Source organism: Deltaproteobacteria bacterium (assembly GCA_029858205.1).
Lineage (GTDB): Bacteria > Desulfobacterota > GWC2-55-46 > GWC2-55-46 > DRQE01 > JAOUFM01.
In genome coordinates this window covers 22,434-42,146 of sequence record JAOUFM010000009.1, presented here as the reverse complement: position 1 = coordinate 42,146, position 19,713 = coordinate 22,434, and the positions used below count along the sequence as shown (strand labels likewise).

At 52.8% G+C, this 19,713-nt stretch carries 18 protein-coding genes; 17 read left to right on the top strand and 1 reads right to left on the bottom strand.

The genetic code is table 11. From position 1 onward, the window contains the following. Positions 1-18: 18 nt before the first annotated feature. From OEV59_07850 to secF, 14 genes are all read left to right on the top strand, one after another. Positions 19-825, top strand: coding sequence for a hypothetical protein (locus OEV59_07850; GenBank protein MDH4227641.1), 807 nt, complete (start codon positions 19-21; stop codon positions 823-825). Between the two features lie 6 nt (positions 826-831). After that, positions 832-1,470, top strand: coding sequence for a hypothetical protein (locus OEV59_07845; GenBank protein ID MDH4227640.1), 639 nt, complete (start codon positions 832-834; stop codon positions 1,468-1,470). 10 nt (positions 1,471-1,480) lie between these two features. Next, the gene (gene pgsA / locus OEV59_07840) at positions 1,481-2,026 is read left to right on the top strand and encodes a CDP-diacylglycerol--glycerol-3-phosphate 3-phosphatidyltransferase (GenBank protein MDH4227639.1); all 546 of its coding nucleotides are present in this window, start codon (positions 1,481-1,483) and stop codon (positions 2,024-2,026) included. Positions 2,027-2,105: 79 nt separating this feature from the next. Then, complete coding sequence (locus OEV59_07835) at positions 2,106-3,827, top strand: radical SAM protein (GenBank protein MDH4227638.1); 1,722 nt, start codon at positions 2,106-2,108, stop codon at positions 3,825-3,827. A gap of 12 nt (positions 3,828-3,839) precedes the next feature. Beyond that, entirely contained in the window at positions 3,840-6,392 is a 2,553-nt protein-coding gene (locus OEV59_07830; protein MDH4227637.1) for a TIGR03960 family B12-binding radical SAM protein, read from the top strand. 90 nt (positions 6,393-6,482) lie between these two features. Next, positions 6,483-7,997 carry an Rne/Rng family ribonuclease gene (locus tag OEV59_07825; protein MDH4227636.1) on the top strand — a complete coding sequence of 505 codons (1,515 nt, stop codon included), beginning with the start codon at positions 6,483-6,485 and terminating at the stop codon, positions 7,995-7,997. 47 nt (positions 7,998-8,044) lie between these two features. Next, complete coding sequence (locus OEV59_07820; GenBank protein MDH4227635.1) at positions 8,045-8,704, top strand: cytochrome c; 660 nt, start codon at positions 8,045-8,047, stop codon at positions 8,702-8,704. 109 nt (positions 8,705-8,813) lie between these two features. Further along, on the top strand, positions 8,814-9,008 hold the full coding sequence (locus OEV59_07815) for a DUF2065 domain-containing protein (protein ID MDH4227634.1): 195 nt from the start codon (positions 8,814-8,816) through the stop codon (positions 9,006-9,008). Between the two features lie 5 nt (positions 9,009-9,013). Beyond that, positions 9,014-10,126, top strand: coding sequence for a SpoIID/LytB domain-containing protein (locus OEV59_07810; GenBank protein ID MDH4227633.1), 1,113 nt, complete (start codon positions 9,014-9,016; stop codon positions 10,124-10,126). A gap of 20 nt (positions 10,127-10,146) precedes the next feature. Then, complete coding sequence (gene queA / locus OEV59_07805) at positions 10,147-11,202, top strand: tRNA preQ1(34) S-adenosylmethionine ribosyltransferase-isomerase QueA (GenBank protein ID MDH4227632.1); 1,056 nt, start codon at positions 10,147-10,149, stop codon at positions 11,200-11,202. After that, positions 11,199-12,335, top strand: a complete 1,137-nt coding sequence (gene tgt, locus OEV59_07800; GenBank protein ID MDH4227631.1) for a tRNA guanosine(34) transglycosylase Tgt — start codon at positions 11,199-11,201, stop codon at positions 12,333-12,335. The genes queA and tgt overlap by 4 nt, the downstream gene beginning before the upstream one ends. Beyond that, the gene (gene yajC, locus OEV59_07795) at positions 12,332-12,721 is read left to right on the top strand and encodes a preprotein translocase subunit YajC (protein MDH4227630.1); all 390 of its coding nucleotides are present in this window, start codon (positions 12,332-12,334) and stop codon (positions 12,719-12,721) included. The genes tgt and yajC overlap by 4 nt, the downstream gene beginning before the upstream one ends. 40 nt (positions 12,722-12,761) lie before the next feature. Further along, complete coding sequence (secD, locus tag OEV59_07790) at positions 12,762-14,375, top strand: protein translocase subunit SecD (GenBank protein MDH4227629.1); 1,614 nt, start codon at positions 12,762-12,764, stop codon at positions 14,373-14,375. A 42-nt stretch (positions 14,376-14,417) separates the two neighbouring features. Next, on the top strand, positions 14,418-15,356 hold the full coding sequence (secF, locus tag OEV59_07785; GenBank protein MDH4227628.1) for a protein translocase subunit SecF: 939 nt from the start codon (positions 14,418-14,420) through the stop codon (positions 15,354-15,356). Positions 15,357-15,473: 117 nt separating this feature from the next. Here the strand turns inward: secF and OEV59_07780 are convergent, their stop codons facing one another. Continuing rightward, positions 15,474-16,094 (bottom strand): DUF502 domain-containing protein, encoded by a 621-nt coding sequence (locus tag OEV59_07780; GenBank protein ID MDH4227627.1) that lies wholly within the window; start codon positions 16,092-16,094, stop codon positions 15,474-15,476. A gap of 224 nt (positions 16,095-16,318) precedes the next feature. Here OEV59_07780 and recJ point away from each other — a divergent pair, with 224 nt between their 5' ends. From recJ to speB, 3 genes are all read left to right on the top strand, one after another. Further along, positions 16,319-18,019, top strand: a complete 1,701-nt coding sequence (recJ, locus tag OEV59_07775) for a single-stranded-DNA-specific exonuclease RecJ (protein ID MDH4227626.1) — start codon at positions 16,319-16,321, stop codon at positions 18,017-18,019. Positions 18,020-18,219: 200 nt separating this feature from the next. Then, positions 18,220-18,804 (top strand): lytic transglycosylase domain-containing protein, encoded by a 585-nt coding sequence (locus tag OEV59_07770; GenBank protein MDH4227625.1) that lies wholly within the window; start codon positions 18,220-18,222, stop codon positions 18,802-18,804. After that, complete coding sequence (speB, locus tag OEV59_07765) at positions 18,805-19,707, top strand: agmatinase (protein ID MDH4227624.1); 903 nt, start codon at positions 18,805-18,807, stop codon at positions 19,705-19,707. The last annotated feature ends 6 nt before the right edge of the window (positions 19,708-19,713 follow it).

The window sequence follows — 19,713 nt, the reverse complement described above, 5'->3', positions numbered from 1 at the left end:
AAAGGAGAATTTCTAAAGATGTTAAAAAAAATGCTGATGCCGTTTGTTATCCTTGCCGTGCTTTTTCTTGCCGCGTCTTTGCCGGCAGCCCCTGGCGGCGGGGCCTTTTTAACCGTAAAGGGCGAGGGGTATGCGGTAAAGTTCGACTCTACCTCTGATATGAGAAGGCTTGCGGTCGAGAGCGCGTATAAGAGCGCCGTGGCCGCAGCCATAAAGCAGATAGTCGGCGAGGGCGTATATAAAAATCAGTCCGACATATTCGCCGTTGAGATAGTTCCCAAGGCCGAGAGTTTTGTCACCGAATACAAGGTGCTCTCCATCGGCTGGATGAGGCACTTCGATATGCCCGAGGCAGAGGCCCTTATAAAGTCTGCGGGCTCGAATGTGGACGCAGAGAGCGGAAAAAAGATAGAAGAGGGCGGCCCCGATGAGACAACCGGCGGCGCAGAGGGCGCAAACGAAGGCGGCGTCATGGCCATGCACGTTGTTATCGAGGCCAAGGTGGATCTAAAGGCCCTTACCAAGGATGTCAGGCGTTTTGCCGCTGTGCCTGACGAGAAATCGGGCACGGTCATTTTGACCATAATCGGCCTTGGCGCAAACGCAGAGTTCGAGGAATTAAAAGAAAGGATATCGAAGCTCGATTACATAGTATCGCTCTCCTATTCGTCGTTTACTAAAAGCAAGATAACGCTTTCAGCGCTTACCTCCGAGACCGGGAGCGCATTCTACGAGCGCATGTCAAAGGACCTGGGCTCCGATTATGCCGTAATCCCTGGCGGAGAAAACAAGGTCATAATAAAGTCCGAAAGAAAGGGCAGGTAGCGCCGGATGAGGATTTTTAACGCCGCTTTCAGGGTATCTGTTGCGCTGCTTTTTGTGTGCGTGCTTTCGGGCTGCATGCGCATGGTCAAGTCCGATACGGTAAAGGATTACGAAACAAAGGGCGTAAGGACGGTAGCCGTTTTGCCAATTGACTTGGAAGACGTGTCCGAGGAGTTCGATGCCGAGAAGAAGAAAATAGCCGCGCTCTTTACCAAGTACGCGGAGTACGAGCTAAAGGCCCGCGGTTATAAGGTCTTGCCGGGAGATGCCGTTGATGCAGCGCTTGGTAATGCCGGGAAAGAACCTGTTGCCGGGATGAAGACAGGGGAGCTTGCCGGGCTTCTTTCCGTGGACGCGGTGCTCCTTATAAAGATAACGAGGTGGAAGAGCTCGGTCTTTGTGCCAAGGGCCGCGATAAAGATGACGGCGGTCTATGAGATCTACGATGCTTCCGGCAGGCTCTGGTGGGCAAGGGGCAAGGTCTCGGAGGCGTTATACAGGCTCGAAGAACCGATTCTGGAAAAAGGTGTTGCCCCGTATGAAGCCAAGATCGAGATGCTAAGCAGCGCTGTGTTTACGAAGATGCCAAAGTCGCCTGTTACAGACGGCGGCGGAGAAAAGAAGTTCTTCGATTGGCTTAAATAGAAAGGCACATATGCGTCAGGTTCCGGTCAAGTGGAATATACCTAACATCATAACGGTCTTTAGAGTATTCCTTGTGCCCGTGTTCGTAGCGCTTCTTGAGTACGGCATGGACGATGCCGCGTTTATCGTCTTCATTATCGCAGGGATTAGCGACGGCCTCGATGGTTACATCGCAAGGCGTTTTGACATGAGGACAGAGTTTGGCCGCATGATGGACCCGATAGCCGACAAGCTCCTTATGACAGCGGCCTTCATCATGCTCTCCTTAAAGGGGCTTTTGCCGGTTTACCTTTGCGTGCTGGTCATATCGAGAGATCTGATGATACTTACCGGGTATATCGGCATAAAGAGCGCGGGTAAGAAAATCGAGATTATCCCGTCGGTGTTTGGAAAGCTCTCGACAATATTTCAGCTGTCTGCTGTCGTTGCCGCGCTCTGGGAGCCGGTTAGAACGAGCGCCTACATGCCAATCATCATATACCTTACGACCGCCATCACCATAATAAGCGGGATGCATTACGCCTACGTCGGTTTCCTTGCCCACAGAAGAGGGTAGCGGCATTAGATTTTTGCGCTCTCTTCCTTGTAAACAACACTCTCATGTGTGATAATATCGCATTATCCATGCAATCCTTTTGGAGGATACGGCAATAGCACGTCCGTTTTTAAAGAGCACGGCAGAGAGGTTATCCAGGGAGCGCGGCCATACGGTGAGCGACCCGGGCGGAAGGCTCCGCGTTTGTCTCGTGTACCCGAACACCTATTCGGTCGGCATGAGTAACCTCGGGTTCCAGTCCCTCTACGGCCTTCTAAACGCAGGCAAGGACCGCCTTGCCGAGCGCGTATTTTTGCCGGATAAGGCAGACATGGCAGAGCTTCGCGCAAAGGCAAAGTACATCGAGTCATTCGAGACATCCACGCCGTTAAAGGATTTCGACGTAATAGCCTTTTCTGTATCCTTTGAGGACGATTACATAAACATTCCCCGCATCCTTTCTCTTGCCTCCATTCCCGTGTTCTCAAAGGACAGGGAAGGCAGGGGACCTCTTATAATGGCAGGAGGGTGCGCCGTGACGCTAAACCCCGAGCCTATAGCAGACTTTATGGACTTTTTTTTCATAGGCGAGGCCGAAGGCGTTATGGATAGCCTTGTCGGGAAGTTATCCGAGGTTATATACGGAGGCGCGACAAAGAAGGATGCGCTAAAGGCGCTCTCGAAGACAGAGGGCATCTACGTGCCGTCCTTATATAATGTCACCTACGACGGAGTACGCGTTAAGTCTATCGAGCCGGCAGACGGCGCGCCGCTTCCTGTAAGGCGGGTGCGGGCCTCAGGAGATTCTCTCGACATCGTGCCGTCTACCATCGTTTTTACACCAGATACCGAGTTCTCCGATACAGCTCTAATAGAAGTAGAGCGAGGGTGCCAGAGGGGGTGCCGTTTCTGCGCAGCCGGGTTTGTCTACCTTCCGCCAAGAGAGCGGAGCCTCGAGGCAGTTATAAAGGCAATCGATGAGGCTTCAAAGACAACTACGAAAATCGGGCTTGTCGGCGCTGCCGTGTCCGAGTATACGGGCATAAAGGAAGTCCTTCGCCACGGCGCGTCAAAGGGGCTTACGATGACGCTTTCGTCTCTAAGGGCCGATATGTTAGATGATGAGTTCCTCGAGCTTCTCGGAAAGTCAGGGTACAGGACTCTTACCATTGCTCCTGAGGCTGCCTCCGACAGGTTAAGGCGCGTTATAAATAAATGTATCACCGATAAGCAGCTGCTTACTGCCGCCTCAATGGCAGCTTCAAGGGGATTTTCCAAATTGAAGCTCTACTTCATGGTCGGGCTACCGACAGAGACCGATGAGGACGTTTCCTCCATAGTCGGGGTTACGCAGAACCTTGCGGCTGCATTCAAGGGAAGCATTGCGCTAAGTGTCGGCGCGTTCGTGCCAAAGCCCTTCACGCCGTTTCAATGGCACAGGTTCGAGTCAGAGGACGTCATAGAGCGGCGCTATAAAATCATAGAGGACGGGCTCGCTCACTTAAGGGGCAGAGTTGAGGTAAAGACGCATCCTGTGAGAGCGGCCTTTACGCAGGCATACCTTGCCATGGCAGACAGAAGGGCCTCGAAGGCAGTGCTCGAGGCTTCGAGGTCAGGGTGGAAGCCGGCGTTTTCAAGGGCCATGCCAAAGGTGGAACCTTCTGTATGGAGAGAGAGGCAAAAGGACGAGGTCTTTGCCTTCGATATAATAGACCAGGGCATATCAAAGGAATATCTTTATAACGAGTACACGCGCTCTATCGATGAGAAAACCACAGAGCCATGCGAGGTCGGAAGCTGCTCGCGCTGCGGCGTGTGTTAGGAGTATTTGGTTTTGACCGGCAAACTTGATTCAACATACCTTACGCTTTTATCCAAGCCCGCCAAGTACTCGGGCGCCGAGATAAATTCCGTTAAAAAGGACATCTCGAAGGTCTCGCTTACCTTCGGCCTCGCTTTCCCGGACGCATACGAGGTCGGGATGAGCCACCTTGGCATGCAGATACTTTATAACGTGATGAACGCCATGCCAGACGTTGCCTGCGAGCGCGTGTTCTCGCCGTGGAAGGACGCGGAGGCGCTATTAAGGGAGAGGGGCCTCGCGCTCACTACCCTTGAAAACAAGATTGCCTTAAACAGCCTCGACGTGCTTGGCATCTCTCTTCAGTACGAGCTCTCGTACACGAACGTGCTAAATATGCTTGAGCTTGGAGGCGTGCCGCTTTTTTCATCCGAGAGAAGCGATAAAGACCCGATAGTAATAGGCGGCGGCCCGGGGGCATTCAACCCTGAGCCTGTTGCGGAGTTCTTCGATTGCTTTTTGATTGGCGACGGCGAGCTTGCCGTGCCGGAGATATGCACGGCGCTTATCGAATCTAAAAAGCAGAAGCTTGGAAGAAAGGAAACCCTTCGGCGTTTGACATCGATAAAGGGCGTGTACGTGCCGTCGTTTTTTACGGTCGAGTATAACAGCGATTCGACCATACGCTCTGTTACCCCTGTTTACGATGACTATAAGGAGGTTTCGCGCCGCGTAGAGCCTGATTTAAATAAGCTTCCCTTCCCTGAGGCCCCGGTCGTGCCGTTTGTCCAGGCTGTGCACGATAGGCTCTCTGTAGAGATAGCAAGGGGATGCACCAGGGGGTGCCGCTTTTGCCAGGCAGGCATGATCTACAGGCCTGCGAGGGAAAGAGATATCGAAAAAATAACTGCTTACGTAGAGAGGGCGCTTAAAAAGACAGGTTACGAGGAGGCATCGCTTCTCTCGCTCTCTACCGGCGATTATACGAGAGTAAACGAGCTTCTTGGCTGTCTTATGCGAAACTTCGAAGGCAGCCGCATATCAGTTAGCCTTCCGTCCATGCGCGTTGGCACGCTGGATGCGAGGCTTGCGGCAGAAATAAAAAAGGTAAGAAAGACGGGCTTTACACTTGCGCCTGAGGCAGGCACGGAGCGGCTAAGAAGCGTCATTAACAAGGGCATAGAGGAGAGCGCGCTTATAGCCGGGGCTCGCGACATATTCTCGCTTGGATGGAGATCTCTTAAGCTATACTTCATGATAGGCATGCCCACGGAGACCAAAAAGGACGTAGAGGCAATCATAACGCTTTCGAGAAAGACGATGGAGGAGGGCAGGGCGTTTCTTAAAAAATTGCCGGATGTGAATGTCAGCGCCGCTGCCTTTGTGCCAAAGCCCTTTACCCCGTTTCAGTGGGAGCCGCAGGCTACACTTGAGTATTCAAAGGAGATGCTTAATTTTCTTCGCGAGGGCGCAAAGAGAAATAAGCTCGGTTTCAAGTGGCACGCACCGGAGATGAGCATTCTCGAAGGCGTGTTCGCAAGAGGCGATAGAAGGCTCTCCAAGCTCGTGCTCCTGGCATTCAAGAAAGGCGCGCGGTTCGACGGGTGGACTGAAGAGTTCAACTGGCAGCTCTGGAAGGATGCAATGGCCAAGGCCCATGTCGACGCCGACTTCTATACAACGCGGAAACGGTCGCTGGATGAGGTGCTTCCGTGGGACCATCTTAAGTCAGGGATAGATAAAAAATTTCTTATAGAGGAATGCGAGTCTGCCTTTAGCGCCGCGGCAACGCCCGATTGCAAGGTGGGAAGGTGCTCTGACTGCGGCGTGTGCGACTTTAGAGTGATAAAGAACGTTACGGCTTCCATATCTGCAAGCGAAGAGGCATTGGGCGGGAAGCATGCATTGCCAAAGGACGCGCCCAATACGAGAGTAAGGCTTCGGTTCTCAAAGACCGGAGATGTCCGCTTGATAAGCCATCTCGAGATGATGAACGTGTTTCTAAGGGCGCTAAGGCGTATCGACGCGCCTCTTGCCTATTCAAAGGGCTTTCATCCGCACCCGAGGGTTTCTTTCGCAACACCTCTCTCCGTAGGTGTTGAGAGCGATGATGAGTACGTTGATATGGAGCTTATTTCCTCGATCGATTTTGACGAAGAATCTTTTAAACTCAGGGTGAACGAAGCACTGCCCGAAGGCATAAAGATTTTGTCTTCTGAAATTATAGGCTTGCAACTGCCGCCGCTCTCTGCTATCATTAAAAAGCAGGATTTTACAGTAGATTTAGGCAAAGCCCCTTTCGGGCTTTTTATAGATTTAGACAGGGTTGACGGGTTTTTAAGGGCTTTTAAGGAAAAGAGAGGCACAGAGCTTGCAGCGAGGGTTGAAAGAAAAGGCATGGTAATGACGGTGGACATGTTGCCGCTACTCGAAGACGTGTATTTCGAGGGAGGCGTACTGGGTTTCGGCTTGATTAAGCGCGAAACAGCCGGCATTAAACCGCATGAAGCGCTCGCGCACGTTCTCTCTATCACTCCAAAAGAAGCATCCCTTATCCCCGTCAGAAAAACAAGAACTGTATTTTAAGCAGGCCTTTGAGGCTGCGGCGAAAGACGAGGCGCGTATTTTGCGCCCTCTGAGAGCGCGCGCCGTCCTGGCCGCGGGGAGCCTTTGGAAGTGTCCGACAGAAGTATCAAAAAAGAAATATATCTGGACTTGAACCCTTTCGAGAAGCGGCTTGCGGTTGTCGAGGATAACCGCCTTGTCGAGTACCATATCGAGCGTAATATCGATAAGGGCATTACCGGCAATATCTACAAGGGCAAGGTGGCTCGCGTGCTGCCGGGCATGGAGGCGGCCTTTCTCGAGGCAGGGCTCGAGAGAACGGTATTTCTCCACGTAGCCGACGTTATGGAGAAGTCCAGGGAATTAGACAGCCAGGCCGATGACGACGGCGATGAGGACGAGAAGAAAAGCGAGCACGGAAGGCAGCAGCACCACCACAGCCACAAGATCCAGGACATGATAAAAGAGGGCGAGGAACTTCTCGTGCAGGTCGAGAAGGAGCCTATCGGCACCAAGGGCGCGCGCGTTACTTCTTACGTGAGCATTCCCGGACGCTACCTCGTGTTCATGCCATCGTATGGCAAGATAGGCATATCAAGGCGCCTTGACGACGAAAAGGAAAGGCGAAGGCTAAGAGGCATAGTTGCGAGGCTTCGTAAACCCGGGCACGGCTTCATAATACGCACCGTTGCCGAGGGCCAGGGCGAGGACGAAATCCAGGGCGATATGAACTTCCTTGTGAAGCTCTGGGAGACAATCGCGCGCAAATCCGAGCGCGAAAAGGCCCCGGCGCTCCTTTACGAAGAACTCGACCTTACGCTTAGAAGCATGCGCGACATACTTACCCCCGAAGTCTCGCGCTTTGTCATAGATTCTGACGAGGAGTACGCGAGGGCCGACGCATTCGCAGCCGAATACATGCCGGAGATAAGAAGTAAGATTGAAAGGTTCAAAGGGGATGCGCCGATGTTCGACGTCTACGGCATAGACGTCGAGCTCGAGAAGGCGCTTTGTAAGACAGTATGGCTTCCCTCGGGCGGGCATATAGTCATAGACCAGATGGAGGCGCTTACTGCAATAGACGTTAACACCGGAAAGTTCGTTGGCAAGAGAAGTTCCGAGGATACCATTATAAGAACGAACCTCGAGGCAGTGGACGAAGTCGTTGCGCAGCTTAGGCTTAGAAACATCGGCGGCATTATCGTAATAGACTTTATAGACATGGTCAAGCCGGCAAACCGCGAGAAGGTGTATAGAAAGCTCAGGGACGCGCTGAAGGCCGATAAGGCCAGGACGAATATTTTAAAGATCTCCGAGCTTGGCATCGTCGAGATGACGCGTAAGAGAACGAGAGAGAGCCTTACGCAGTCGGTTCTCGAGAAGTGCTATTACTGCGAAGGAGACGGTCTTATAAAGGGCAAGTACACCGTGCTGATGGAGATTTACAGGGAACTCCTTCGTGAGCTGCCCATGAAAAAGAAGGCGACTGTGTACGCCAATCCGGTCATCGCCAAGCTCTTAACCGATAAGGGCGGGGTTGTCGAGGATATCGAGAGGCGGACGAAAAAGGCCGTCATAGTAAAGCCGGTTGACGTGTTCCACAGAGAAGAGTACGAGATAGTTTGACGCTGTCTTTGTTTGACTTTTAAGGCTTCAAAGTGTATAAAACCCGTATGGCAATAACTTTTGAAAAATATATATTAACTGCTACAGTCGCCGCTATCTTTGTCTTTGCGGCCGTAGTTTCTGCCAATGCAGACGGCCGCGGCGTGTTCGAGGCAAAGGGCTGCGCCTCATGTCACATAACCAAGGGCCCGGATACCGCAAAGACTGTAGAGGACCTTGTAAAGGCAAAGGGGCCCGAGCTCTGGTACTCTGGGTCGAAGTATAAGGAGGGGTTTTTGGAAAAGTGGCTCGCAAAGCCCCTTCCAATAAGGCCCATGGCCTATTACTCTCTAGAGAAGAAGAACCCGGGCAACCATCCGTCACTTTCAGCGGAGGACGCAAAATCCGTTGCAGTGTACCTGATGACCCTTAAGGCCCCGAATGTCTCAAGGGGGACCATTAAGCCCGAGAACTCGCGTCAGGGCAGAGCCGTGTTCGAGAAGAAGTTTGGCTGCTACGGCTGCCACCTTCTCATAAAGGAAGGCTCTGAGATAGGCGGGCTTAGCGGCCCGTCGCTTGTCGGGGCATCGAAGCGCTATAACCCGGACTGGGTATTCGAGTACCTAAAGAACCCCAAGAGGTTCAAGTCCGTGATGACAATGCCTGTTTCCGCAGGCACTGACGCGGAGTTCAAGGCGCTCGCGGCATATCTCGCGACCTTCGAGTAAAATTTTTACCGTTCGATACTATTTCGTAATTTTGCCGTATATGGTATGATTTTTCCCTGCCGGGGCCATCGGCCCTTTGGCAGCGCATGTCAGGCATACGGAGGTCTTGGTGTATTCTCTTGTACTGGCCATAGGGGTCGTGCTCGTGATAGAGGGCATACCGTACTTCATATATCCGGCCAAGGTGAAGCAGTGGGCGCTCCTGGTGCAGGATATCCCTGACTCTACCCTTCGTATCCTTGGCGTAGCGTCCATGGCGCTTGGGCTGTTCATACTTTTTATTACGAGGTTTTTTGCGTCGTGAGGGATATGCTTGGGATAAAACGCGTTTTGCCGTTTGCGGTGTTCACTGTAGCCTTTGTGGTCTTCTACGGCTGCGCCGCAGGCTCTCGCGTGGCAATGAGCCACGGCGGCGAGCCGGTGAGGGTGCTTGTGCTCGACTCCCTTGTCTCCGTTACAGTCGATGACTCGCAGCTTGGGAAAAGCGTAACTGTCGAGCTATTTTCCGGTGGCGAGGCTACGATTGCCGGTAAAAAGACTGCCTTGCCCGTACGATTTAAGCCCGTTAAGTACATACTCAAGGTCGAAGGCAGGCCGTACCGCGGCATAATAGAGGTTAGAGAGGGTACTAACGGCAAGCTCATCGTCATAAACGAGGTGCCGGTCGAGGCCTATGTAGTCGGCATAATCAACAACGAGATATCGTCTAAGTGGAATATAGAGGCAATCAAGGCCCAGGCCGTTGTCTCGAGGACGTATGTGCTCTATCAGAAGGAAAAGAGAAAAGGCGCTGCCTACGACGTCGCCTCGACTGTGATGGACCAGGTGTATTCGGGCGCGGGCAAGGAAGACAGCGCTTCTTCCAAGGCTGTGAAGCTTACCGAAGGCCAGGTGCTTCTTTACGACGGAAGACCGGCGCTTACTCTTTTTCACTCGAGCGCAGGCGGAAGGACCGAGAACTCGGGAGATGTCTGGGGAGATAGCCACGATTATTTAAGGTCCGTTAAAAGCAAGTACGACGAGGATGCGCCCAATTACGAATGGGAATTAAAGGTGTCGAAGACCGAGATAGCCGCAGCGCTAAACAAGATAGGCGTAAGTGTAGAAGGGGTTAGCGATATCGAGGTCGAGGAAGAGACGAGGTCGGACAGGGCAAAGGTCCTTGCGGTAACCGATGACAGGGGAAGAACGTACTACGTCTCGGGCGAGGACTTAAGAAAGGCGCTTGGGTATTCGAAGCTAAAGAGCACGCTCTTCGAGGTCGATATTGACGGCGACGCCGTTGTGTTCGAGGGCAGGGGCTCCGGCCACGGCGTTGGCATGAGCCAGTGGGGCGCAAAGGGCATGGCGGATGCCGGATACAGTTATAAGAAGATACTCGACCATTATTACCCGGGAACCAGATTAAAGAAGGTCTATTGAGCTTGAACTCTGCAATTGCCATGGCCGATACCGCGTTCCCTTCATTGTCGGATTTTTCGTTCGAACTTCCAGAAGAACTCATAGCGCAGCACCCGCCAAAGCACAGGGATTCTTCGCGCCTCATGGCGCTAAATCGCCAGACCGGCCTTGTCGAACACCGTAATTTTCCAGATATCCTCGAGTATCTAAAAAGCGGCGATGTGCTTGTGTTTAACGACACGCGTGTTATGCCTGCGCGCCTTCTTGGCAAAAAAGAAGGCGGCGGAAAGGCCGAGCTCCTGCTCGTAAGAAAACTCGGGGCAGAGGGTAAGTCAAAGGAAACGTGGATATGCATGGCAAAGGCATCGAAGGGGTTTAAGCCAGGGGCAAGGGTCATGTTCGAGGCAAACGGCGCTTCTATTGTCGCAACTGCCCTAAGGCGCGAGGACGACGCATTCTGGGCATTTACGCTTAAGTCCGAAGACGTGCACGCGGCAATTCATTCAATAGGCCGCGTGCCGCTTCCTCCTTATATAAGGCGCGAGGATACGGAGGAGGACAGGGCGCGCTATCAGACGGTGTTTGCCAAAGAAGAGGGCGCTGTTGCCGCGCCTACTGCGTCGCTGCATTTCACAAATGACATGCTTGGTAAAATCCGGGCAAAGGGCGTTGAGACAGTTTACGTCACGCTCCATACAGGGCCGCTTACGTTTCTTCCGTTTAGAGAAGATACTATTTCCAAAGGCCTTCCCGGAGAGTATTATAATGTTACGCCGGAGGCATACGGCAGAATCAAGGCCGCAAAGACGGAAGGCCGACGCGTTGTGGCAGTTGGCTCGACGGTCGTAAGAACACTCGAGACGGTGTTTGCCGGTAATGAGCCGGCATTATCCGGCGCGAGCGCGCTTTTAATATTCCCTGGCTTTGAGTTCAAGGCAGTGGATGCTCTTATAACGAACTTTCACCTTCCAGAGTCAACTTTACTTATGATGGTGGCGGCCTTTGCCGGGAAGGATTTCATAATGAAGGCGTACGCCGGGGCCCTGAAGGAGCGCTACCGCTTCTTTAGCTACGGCGACTGCATGGTCATTGTATGAGCACTAGTGATTTTCGGCCTTCGTTCGAGCTTATTAAAAAAGACCTTTCCGGCGCGAGGCTTGGAAGGTATACGACCCTTCACGGAAGTTTCGATACTCCGGTGTTCATGCCCGTTGGCACAAAGGCAACGGTAAAGGCAATGACATCCGAGGAGCTTACCTCTATTGGCGCAAGTATCATACTCTCGAATACGTATCATCTCTACCTTCGCCCGGGGCACGAGCTTATCAGAGAGATGGGCGGGCTCCATAAGTTCATGCACTGGAAGGGGCCTATACTGACGGATAGCGGAGGGTTCCAGGTGTTTAGCCTTGCGCCTCTTAGAAAGATAAGCGAAGAGGGTGTTGAGTTCCGCTCTCACATAGACGGCGCGCTCTTACACCTGTCGCCTGAGAAGGCGGTGGAGATACAGGAGGCCCTTGGCTCCGATATAATGATGTGCTTCGATGAGTGCCCGCCTTATCCGGCAGAGAGAGAGTACGTAAAGAAATCAATGGACCTTACGCACCGCTGGGCAAAGCGGTGTAAAGAGGCGCGGATAAGGCATGAACTAGCGCTCTTTGGCATAGTGCAGGGAGGGATGCATAAGGATTTAAGGGCAGAGAGCGCTGCTGCCCTTATTGACATCGGTTTCGACGGTTACGCAATCGGCGGATTGAGTGTTGGCGAGGATACGGATACGATGTATGATATAGCCCGCCACACTGCACCGCTTCTTCCCGTGGGCTCGGCGCGCTATCTTATGGGGGTTGGGACCCCAAAGGACATGCTAAATGCCATAGAGGCTGGTATCGACATGTTCGACTGCGTACTGCCGACCCGGATGGCCAGGAACGGAACCCTCTTTACAAGTCGAGGGAAATTGGTTATAAAGAACAGTCGGTATGAGCGCGACCAGGGCCCCGTTGACGAGGGCTGCGGCTGTTATACGTGCTCCAACTACTCGAGGGCGTACCTTCGCCATTTATACATGTCGGGCGAAATACTTTCTTCGATGTTGAATACCGTGCACAACTTGTATTATTATATACGCCTTATGCAGGGGGCCCGTGAGGCCATAGAAAAGGGCGAGTACGCGGCATTTAAGAGATCTGTGATTGGCGCCTTTGATGTTGAAGGCAAAGAGGATTGATTCAAAAAAACAAGGTAACGGAGGTAGTGATGGTTCTTTATACGCTTTTTGCTGCAACAGAGGCTTTTGCCGACGGGGCTGCGCCGGCTGCTCAGGCAAGTCCGACCGGTGGTATCGTTGCGATGCTGCCCATGATAATAGCCTTTGTGGCGATATTTTATTTTCTTATCTACAGGCCGCAAAGCAAGCAGGCCAAGCAGCACCAGAAAATGCTCGGAGAGCTCTTAAAGGGCGATACCGTTATCACCAGGGGCGGTGTGTACGGACGCATCTGGGCAATAGAGGACGATGTTATAACCCTCGAGGTCTCGCATAACGTGAAGATGAAGGTCGCGAAGGCAGCGGTGCAGATGTTGATAGACAAGGATAAGGCCCCGGTAATATAAGGCGCCTTGTGGTTAAAGAAATAAAACTACGGAGAAACCAATGAAGAGCATCTTCTGGAGGGTGGTACTGGTAGCGTCCTTTACCGTCCTCGCCGTGATACTGTTTTTGCCCTCAACGCCTTTGAAAGGCAGTCTGCCGAAATTCTGGGCCGATAATGTGCCCAAGATAGTGCTCGGGCTGGATTTGCAGGGCGGCATGCATCTTGTTTTGAAGGTCGAGAGGGAAAAGGCCGTTGAGAGCTATCTCGACCGCGTTGCCTCTACCGTTGACAACGAGTTGAAGGACAAGAAGGTGGCGGTATCAGGGGTTACGAGGAATGGAAATTCTCTGGTCGTTGCTTATACGGGCGGTGAGGCCGAAAGCGCGATTAAGGAATTCATGAAGGATACTTATGTCGAGTTTAAGTGGGTAGAGCCTGAAAAGCCAGCAAAGCCCGTCGACCCTTCCGCCTCGGCTGTGCCGTTGGTATTTGCTTTGACAGAGGAAGCGATAACTAATCGCATGGAGAACGCGCACCAGCAGGCAATCGAGGTCATCAGGAACAGGATAGACCAGTTCGGCGTTGCAGAGCCGCTTGTTACAAAGCACGGCAATGATGAAATCCTTGTGCAGCTTCCGGGCATCAAAGATGCACAGAGGGCCAAGGACCTTATAGGCAAGACAGCGATGCTAGAGTTTCGCCTTGTAGACGAGACGCGCGACCCAAGAGAGGCCGAGAGAGTAGGCGCTCCGTATGGTTCGGTGGTTGTTTACGAAAAGAGCTTTGATGCAGGAAGCCGTCAGGTGACAAAGACCCCGTACCTTGTAAGAAAGGAAACGCTTCTTACAGGAGAGTCGGTTGCGGACGCAAGGGTGGCATTTGACCAGCTAAACGATGCCTATGTGGGCATTACCTTTGACGCGGGCGGGGCAAAGACCTTTGAGCGCATAACAGAGAGAAATGTCGGTAAAAGGCTCGCCATAATGCTTGACGGCAATGTGTACTCAGCGCCCGTTATAAAGGAAGCAATAGCAGGCGGCAACGCCAGCATCTCCGGCGGGTTTACCGTTGAGACAGCCTCCGACCTGGCGCTTGTGCTTAGGGCAGGCTCGCTTCCCGCGCCTGTTACGTACCTTCAGACCGTAACCGTTGGCCCGAGCCTTGGTAAAGATTCGATAGAGGCAGGCATAAAGGCCATGGTAGTCGGCGCGCTACTCGTGCTGATATTCATGGTAATCTACTATAAGATTTCGGGCATCATAGCGGACTTTGCCGTTCTCTTGAACGTCGTGATGCTGCTTGGCGCCATGGCGGCCATGAACGCCACACTTACGCTCCCCGGCATAGCCGGAATCATACTCACAGTCGGCATGGGCGTTGACTCGAACGTCCTTATCTTCGAGAGAATAAGGGAGGAACTTAGGGCAGGAAGAACGCCGAGGTCGGCCATCAACGCCGGCTACGACAGGGCGTGGTGGACGGTCGTTGACTCGCACGTTACGACACTCATAACCGGCATGATACTTTTCCAGTTCGGAAGCGGCCCGATAAAGGGCTTTGCCGTGTCGCTTTGTCTGGGTATTCTTATAAACCTCTTTACCGCACTCGTGGGCACTAAGTTCATATTCGATTTGCAGGCAGAGAAGCTTAAGATCGACAAGGTAAGCATCTAGCGCGGCGTATACTACGGCGTCTAAAACAAGTCTGGAGGAAAGATGGAATTCATAAAAAACGCTAACTTCGATTTCATGGGCAAGAGAAAGGTCTTTCTTGCCATATCCGTCGTAATTGCCGTGGTAGGGCTTGTGGCTGCCGCGGCGGTGCCGCTTGGCAAAGCCAATCTCGGTATAGACTTCTCCGGCGGAGTTGCCGTGCAATACAAGTTCGAGAAACCGTTCAAGGCCGACGAGGTAAGGGACGCGCTTAAAAAGGGCGGCTTCCCCGAGGCCGACATTCAGGAGTTTTCCGGCACCAACCGGCTCCTCGTCAGGATAAAGGGCAGCATGGTGACCGAGGGTGTCGCAGCGAAGATAGATGGCGCTCTAAAGACAGCGCTTCCGGATAATCCCTTTGAACTCGATTCCACTACCGAGATAGGCCCGACAGTCGGCAAAAGGCTACAGAAGGACGCGCTCTGGGCAATAGTTATATCGCTTCTGGCCATACTGGCATACGTCTGGTGGCGTTTTGAGTTCCGTTTCGGCGTTGCCGCCATCATCGCGACCTTCCACGACGTGCTCGCGGTGCTTGCGCTCTTCTTTATTCTCGGTAACGAGATAAACCTTCTTGTCATCACCGCGCTCCTCACCATAGCCGGTTATTCGCTGACCGACACAGTCGTTGTCTTCGACAGAATCAGGGAGAACCTTAGAAAGGGCTCGAAGGATGACCTTGTGCCGCTAATCAACAGGAGCGTGAACGAGGTGCTAAGCCGCACGATTGTTACTTCCGGCACTACACTTATTGTGCTTATTGCGCTCTTTTTCCTTGGCGGAGAGGTCATACACGACTTTTCGCTTGCTCTGGCAGCGGGAGTAATAGTTGGCACGTACTCCTCTATATTCATAGCAAGCCCGCTTCTTTTACTCTGGGGCGGCAGCAAGGAAAACCTTATAAAGAAGGAAGAGCCGAAAAAGGAAGAGGCGTATACGTAGAGGTTTTTGCGCGCGGCCTTTGGGCCGCGTATGGATTGCCAACCCCCGTGCCGGAAGGCGCGGGGGTTTTTGTTTTTGGCAGGCGTGACGCCTGCAAATCGGCGGTTTCCAGCTTCGCTACTTCGGTCCGTGGTTCTCTGGTCCCGAAAGCCCCGCTGTAAACGACCATCGTATTGCCTCTTCGGCTGTGATGTCGAGCGGCCTGATTCTTTCCTTTGGAACCACAAAGCAGAACCCGCCGATTTGAGAGCTCCACGGAACGAACACTACCACGTGGTTTGGAGGAATGAATCCTTCGGGCAGTCCTTCGGCGTTGCTACGCGTGAGGAACCCGACCATTTTCGTTTGTGAGTGGTCGAGTTCCACCATCACCGGGTCTCCGAGGCTTGTGCCCACGTCATCGCCGAGGAGGTTCATCAGGTCTTTTATCGGCGAGTACACGAGGCCAAAGAGCGGGATCCTTCGCGAGAACGAATCAAGGGGCTTTGATATCTTTTTCGTAATCCACGGATACATCAGAAGACCTACTGCGAATATCGCAAGCGCAAAGAGCGCTACACCGAGGCCCGTGATGTAGTAATCGGGAGGTATGACAGCTGTGATTAGCTGTTTTACCACCTGCTCGGCCTTTGTGAATACGAGTAAAAGCACGTATAGCGCCACGAACACGGGTACTACGACAGTAAGGCCCTTTATGAAGGTCTTTGTTATGAATGTGCGTTTTGTCCTTTTGTGCACTGTAGCGTCGCCTCCATGTTATTTCGGATAATCAGAGTTTCTACGTCATGATTGTAACATATTTTTGCCGTATTTTCGCCTGTTGAATGATAATAAAAAGTTATACATTTTATGCTTGACCTCAAGTGAAATTACTGCTATGATATTCGCAAGTTACGGCTTTGTGCCCGGGAAATTACACCCGGGATTGCAAATGCCCGATAAAAGCAGGGAAGACATATGAGATGAAGAAGCGCTGGAGGGTAAACCCCGCCAATAAGGAACTCCAAGACGCGCTCGGAAGGGAATTAAACATCCTTCCGGTCACGGCTCAACTTTTGATAAACAGGGGCCTTGTCGACAAAGACACGGCCCTTTCTTTTTTATCCCCGGACATAAACGCGCTCATCGACCCGTTCCTTTTAAAGGGAATGGATAAGGCTGTTACGCGCATAGCCGAGGCTGTAGGCAAAAAAGAGCGCATCGCGATTTACGGCGACTATGACGTGGACGGCACAACGGCTACCGCTGTGCTCGGATTGTTCTTTAAGGAAATAGGGGTAGAGCCTCTTTGTTACATCCCGGAGCGAAAGAGCGAGGGCTACGGCCTAAATGAAGGCGCTCTAAGAGAACTAAAGGAAAAGGGCGCCTCGCTCGTCATCACCGTTGACTGCGGCTCCTCCAATTCAAAAGAGGTCGCGTTTGCGAAAACGCTTGGCCTCGACTGCATTGTCACAGACCACCACGAAGTGCCCTCAGACGTAAGCGCGATCGAATACCTCGTTAACCCCATGCAGGAGGGTTGCACCTATCCTTTCAAGGGGCTTTGCGGCGCGGGCGTTGCCTTTCATCTGGCAATAGCCATAAGGACGAGGCTTAGAGAGCGCGGCATGCTTACAGTCGTGCCGAACCTTAAGCGCTATCTCGACCTCGTTGCCATAGGCACTATCGCGGACATGGTCTCTCTTACCGGAGTTAACCGCGTGCTAGTTAGCCACGGCTTAAAGGAACTCGAAACTACCGGAAGGGCAGGGCTTCGCGCGCTTAAGGACGTCGCAGGGCTAAGGCCGGGCCGCGTGAACGCCGAGGCCGTTGCATTTCAGATAGCGCCGCGCATAAACGCAGCCGGAAGAATGGAGCGGGCCGATACCGCGCTACGTTTGCTTATTACCGACGACGAGGCCGAGGCTTCGGAAATAGCCAGAAAGCTTAATGCCATAAACATAGAACGTCAGGCGGTTGAGGCCGCAATCCTTGGCGAAGCTATCGAGATGCTGGGCCCCAATCCCGCTGACAGGGCCATAGTGCTTGCGTCCAAGAGCTGGAACCAGGGTGTAGTTGGAATAGTTGCTTCCAGGCTCGTTGAAAAATTCGGGCGACCTGCCGTGCTTGCTGCCATAGACGGAGATATCGCAAAGGGCTCGGTAAGGGGCGTAAAGGGCGTGAATGTCCTTGACGGGCTAACTGCCTGCGCAGATAAGCTTGTAAGGTACGGCGGCCATAAGGCTGCCGCCGGCATAACCGTCGAGGCCGCGATGTTCGACGCCTTCAAGGCCTCGTATCTTGAATACATGAACTCGCATATTACCGACGACGACCTCACTCCCGAGGTAACGCTCGATTGTGTTGTGCCTCTATCCGATGTGAACGCGAGGATGGTAACAGAACTCGAGAGGCTTGCGCCTTTTGGCAGAGCCAACGAGCGGCCGCTCTTTTGCATCGAGGGCGCGCGCGTGATGCAGTCGGATCTTGTGAGAGACAAGCACCTTAAGCTCGTATTAAAGCAAAGCGGCAGGACTCAGAGCGCCATAGCCTACAAGATGGGCACGATGCATCCGGTGGGCGGGCTCTATGACGTGGCATTTTTTCCGTACATAGACAACTGGAACGGCAATTCGAGTGTGTGTTTGAACGTGAAGGACTTAAGGCCAAGCGAGAGGGCGTAGGGCCCGGGTTACGGCAGAAAGCCCAGGATGTTTTGTGCGTCGAGGTGTATGCTCGGCAGCGTATGTGAGAAAACCGTCTTGACACGGACGGAAAAAGCAAATATATTGAACGGCTAACGGCTTTCGAGGCAAACAAGGAGAAGGAGGTTCTCTTAGCTGAAGATGACGGGAAAAGACAACCATAAAACAGGGAGGGGACGATGAAAGCAGGAAAAGCTACATTCGTTCTTTGCGTGGTATGTTTGCTTATTCTTATTTCCGTATCTTCGTCGCGAGCCGTAAGGATTCCTGATGATAATCTGGAAAAGGCGTTCATAAGAAAGTCGCTTCTTGACAGCACAACCGGGCTTACGTTCCACGAGGAGATGAGGCTCGCGGACTTTATATTCGAGGAGAGCATGGAGCGCGGGTTAGACCCGATACTGGTCCTCGCGCTGATGGAGACCGAGAGTAAGTATTATAACTGGTCCAGGTCGTCCAAAGGGGCGGTCGGGCTGATGCAGCTTAGGTCGGATATTGGCAGCGACCTTGCCGCAAAGCTCGACATAGACTTCGAAGGCGAGAAGACCCTCTATGATCCGTATACCAACGTAAGGCTCGGCGTCTACTACCTGTCTTTGCTAAGGGATAAATTCGACGACACGGAGGTGGCCATGGCCGCTTATAATAACGGCCCTACGCGCGTGGCCTACAGGGTAAATAACGGCGGCAACGTGCCACACAGGTTCAAGACAAGGGTGTATAACAAATACAGGGACATGAAGCAGACGATACTGGAGGGATAGGTGAGCACGGATACTCTTTTGAAAAACGTTTTTGGAGGCATAGAGAGCCCGGTAAGGAAGCCGAGGTACGCTGTTCTTTCGGTGCCTTACGATATGACGACGTCCTACGTTGCAGGAGCGCGTAACGGCCCTTCCGCGATAATCGAGGCATCGACGCATATGGAACTCTACGACGACGAGCTTGGGTGCGAGCCATGGAAGGCCGGCATAGAGACGCGTGAGTTCCTCGCTCCTACGACCACCGGGCCAAAAGAGATGGTCGAGCGCGTAAGGATTGCCTCCGAGAAGATAATAAGAGATGGCCGCATCCCGGTGATGCTTGGCGGAGAGCACAGCATATCGTTTGGGCTGGCCGCCGCGCTAAAGAAGAAGTATAAGAACCTCTCGGTGCTTCAGTTCGACGCGCACGCCGATATGCGCGATGCCTACGAGGACAGCAAGTCCAACCACGCGTGTGTCGCAAGGCGCATATCCGAGATATGCCCAATAGTGCAGGTAGGCATAAGGAGCCTTAGTGAGGAGGAGGCAGAGTTTTTAGAGAAGGACTCGAGGAAAAAGAGCCCAAGGGTGAAAACCTTCTATGCCAGAGACATCAGAAAAAAAATGCCCGTAGATGAGATTATTAGTGGACTTACGGACGAGATTTTTATTACAATAGACCTCGACGTCTTCGACCCGGCCATAATGGCCGCCACGGGGACGCCCGAGCCCGGAGGGCTCTTCTGGTACGATGTGGTAGAGACGCTCTCAGCCGTCATATCGAAGAAGAAGGTCGTAGGGTTCGACGTTGTGGAGCTTTGTCCCATACCGGGTATTATCGCTCCCGACTTTCTCGCAGCCAAGCTGGTGTACAAGATAATGGGGTACGTCAACAGGCGCGAGGACAGAGGAAAAGGAAAATAACACTAC

Bases quoted from the DNA above. Each gene is read 5' to 3' on its own strand.
- secF (MDH4227628.1), top strand. From the start codon at position 14,418: ATGGAATTCATAAAAAACGCTAACTTCGATTTCATGGGCAAGAGAAAG.
- OEV59_07845 (MDH4227640.1), top strand. From the start codon at position 832: ATGAGGATTTTTAACGCCGCTTTCAGGGTATCTGTTGCGCTGCTTTTT.
- tgt (MDH4227631.1), top strand. From the start codon at position 11,199: ATGAGCACTAGTGATTTTCGGCCTTCGTTCGAGCTTATTAAAAAAGAC.
- pgsA (MDH4227639.1), top strand. From the start codon at position 1,481: ATGCGTCAGGTTCCGGTCAAGTGGAATATACCTAACATCATAACGGTC.
- queA (MDH4227632.1), top strand. From the start codon at position 10,147: ATGGCCGATACCGCGTTCCCTTCATTGTCGGATTTTTCGTTCGAACTT.
- OEV59_07850 (MDH4227641.1), top strand. From the start codon at position 19: ATGTTAAAAAAAATGCTGATGCCGTTTGTTATCCTTGCCGTGCTTTTT.
- OEV59_07810 (MDH4227633.1), top strand. From the start codon at position 9,014: ATGCTTGGGATAAAACGCGTTTTGCCGTTTGCGGTGTTCACTGTAGCC.
- secD (MDH4227629.1), top strand. From the start codon at position 12,762: ATGAAGAGCATCTTCTGGAGGGTGGTACTGGTAGCGTCCTTTACCGTC.
- OEV59_07770 (MDH4227625.1), top strand. From the start codon at position 18,220: ATGAAAGCAGGAAAAGCTACATTCGTTCTTTGCGTGGTATGTTTGCTT.
- OEV59_07820 (MDH4227635.1), top strand. From the start codon at position 8,045: ATGGCAATAACTTTTGAAAAATATATATTAACTGCTACAGTCGCCGCT.
- recJ (MDH4227626.1), top strand. From the start codon at position 16,319: ATGAAGAAGCGCTGGAGGGTAAACCCCGCCAATAAGGAACTCCAAGAC.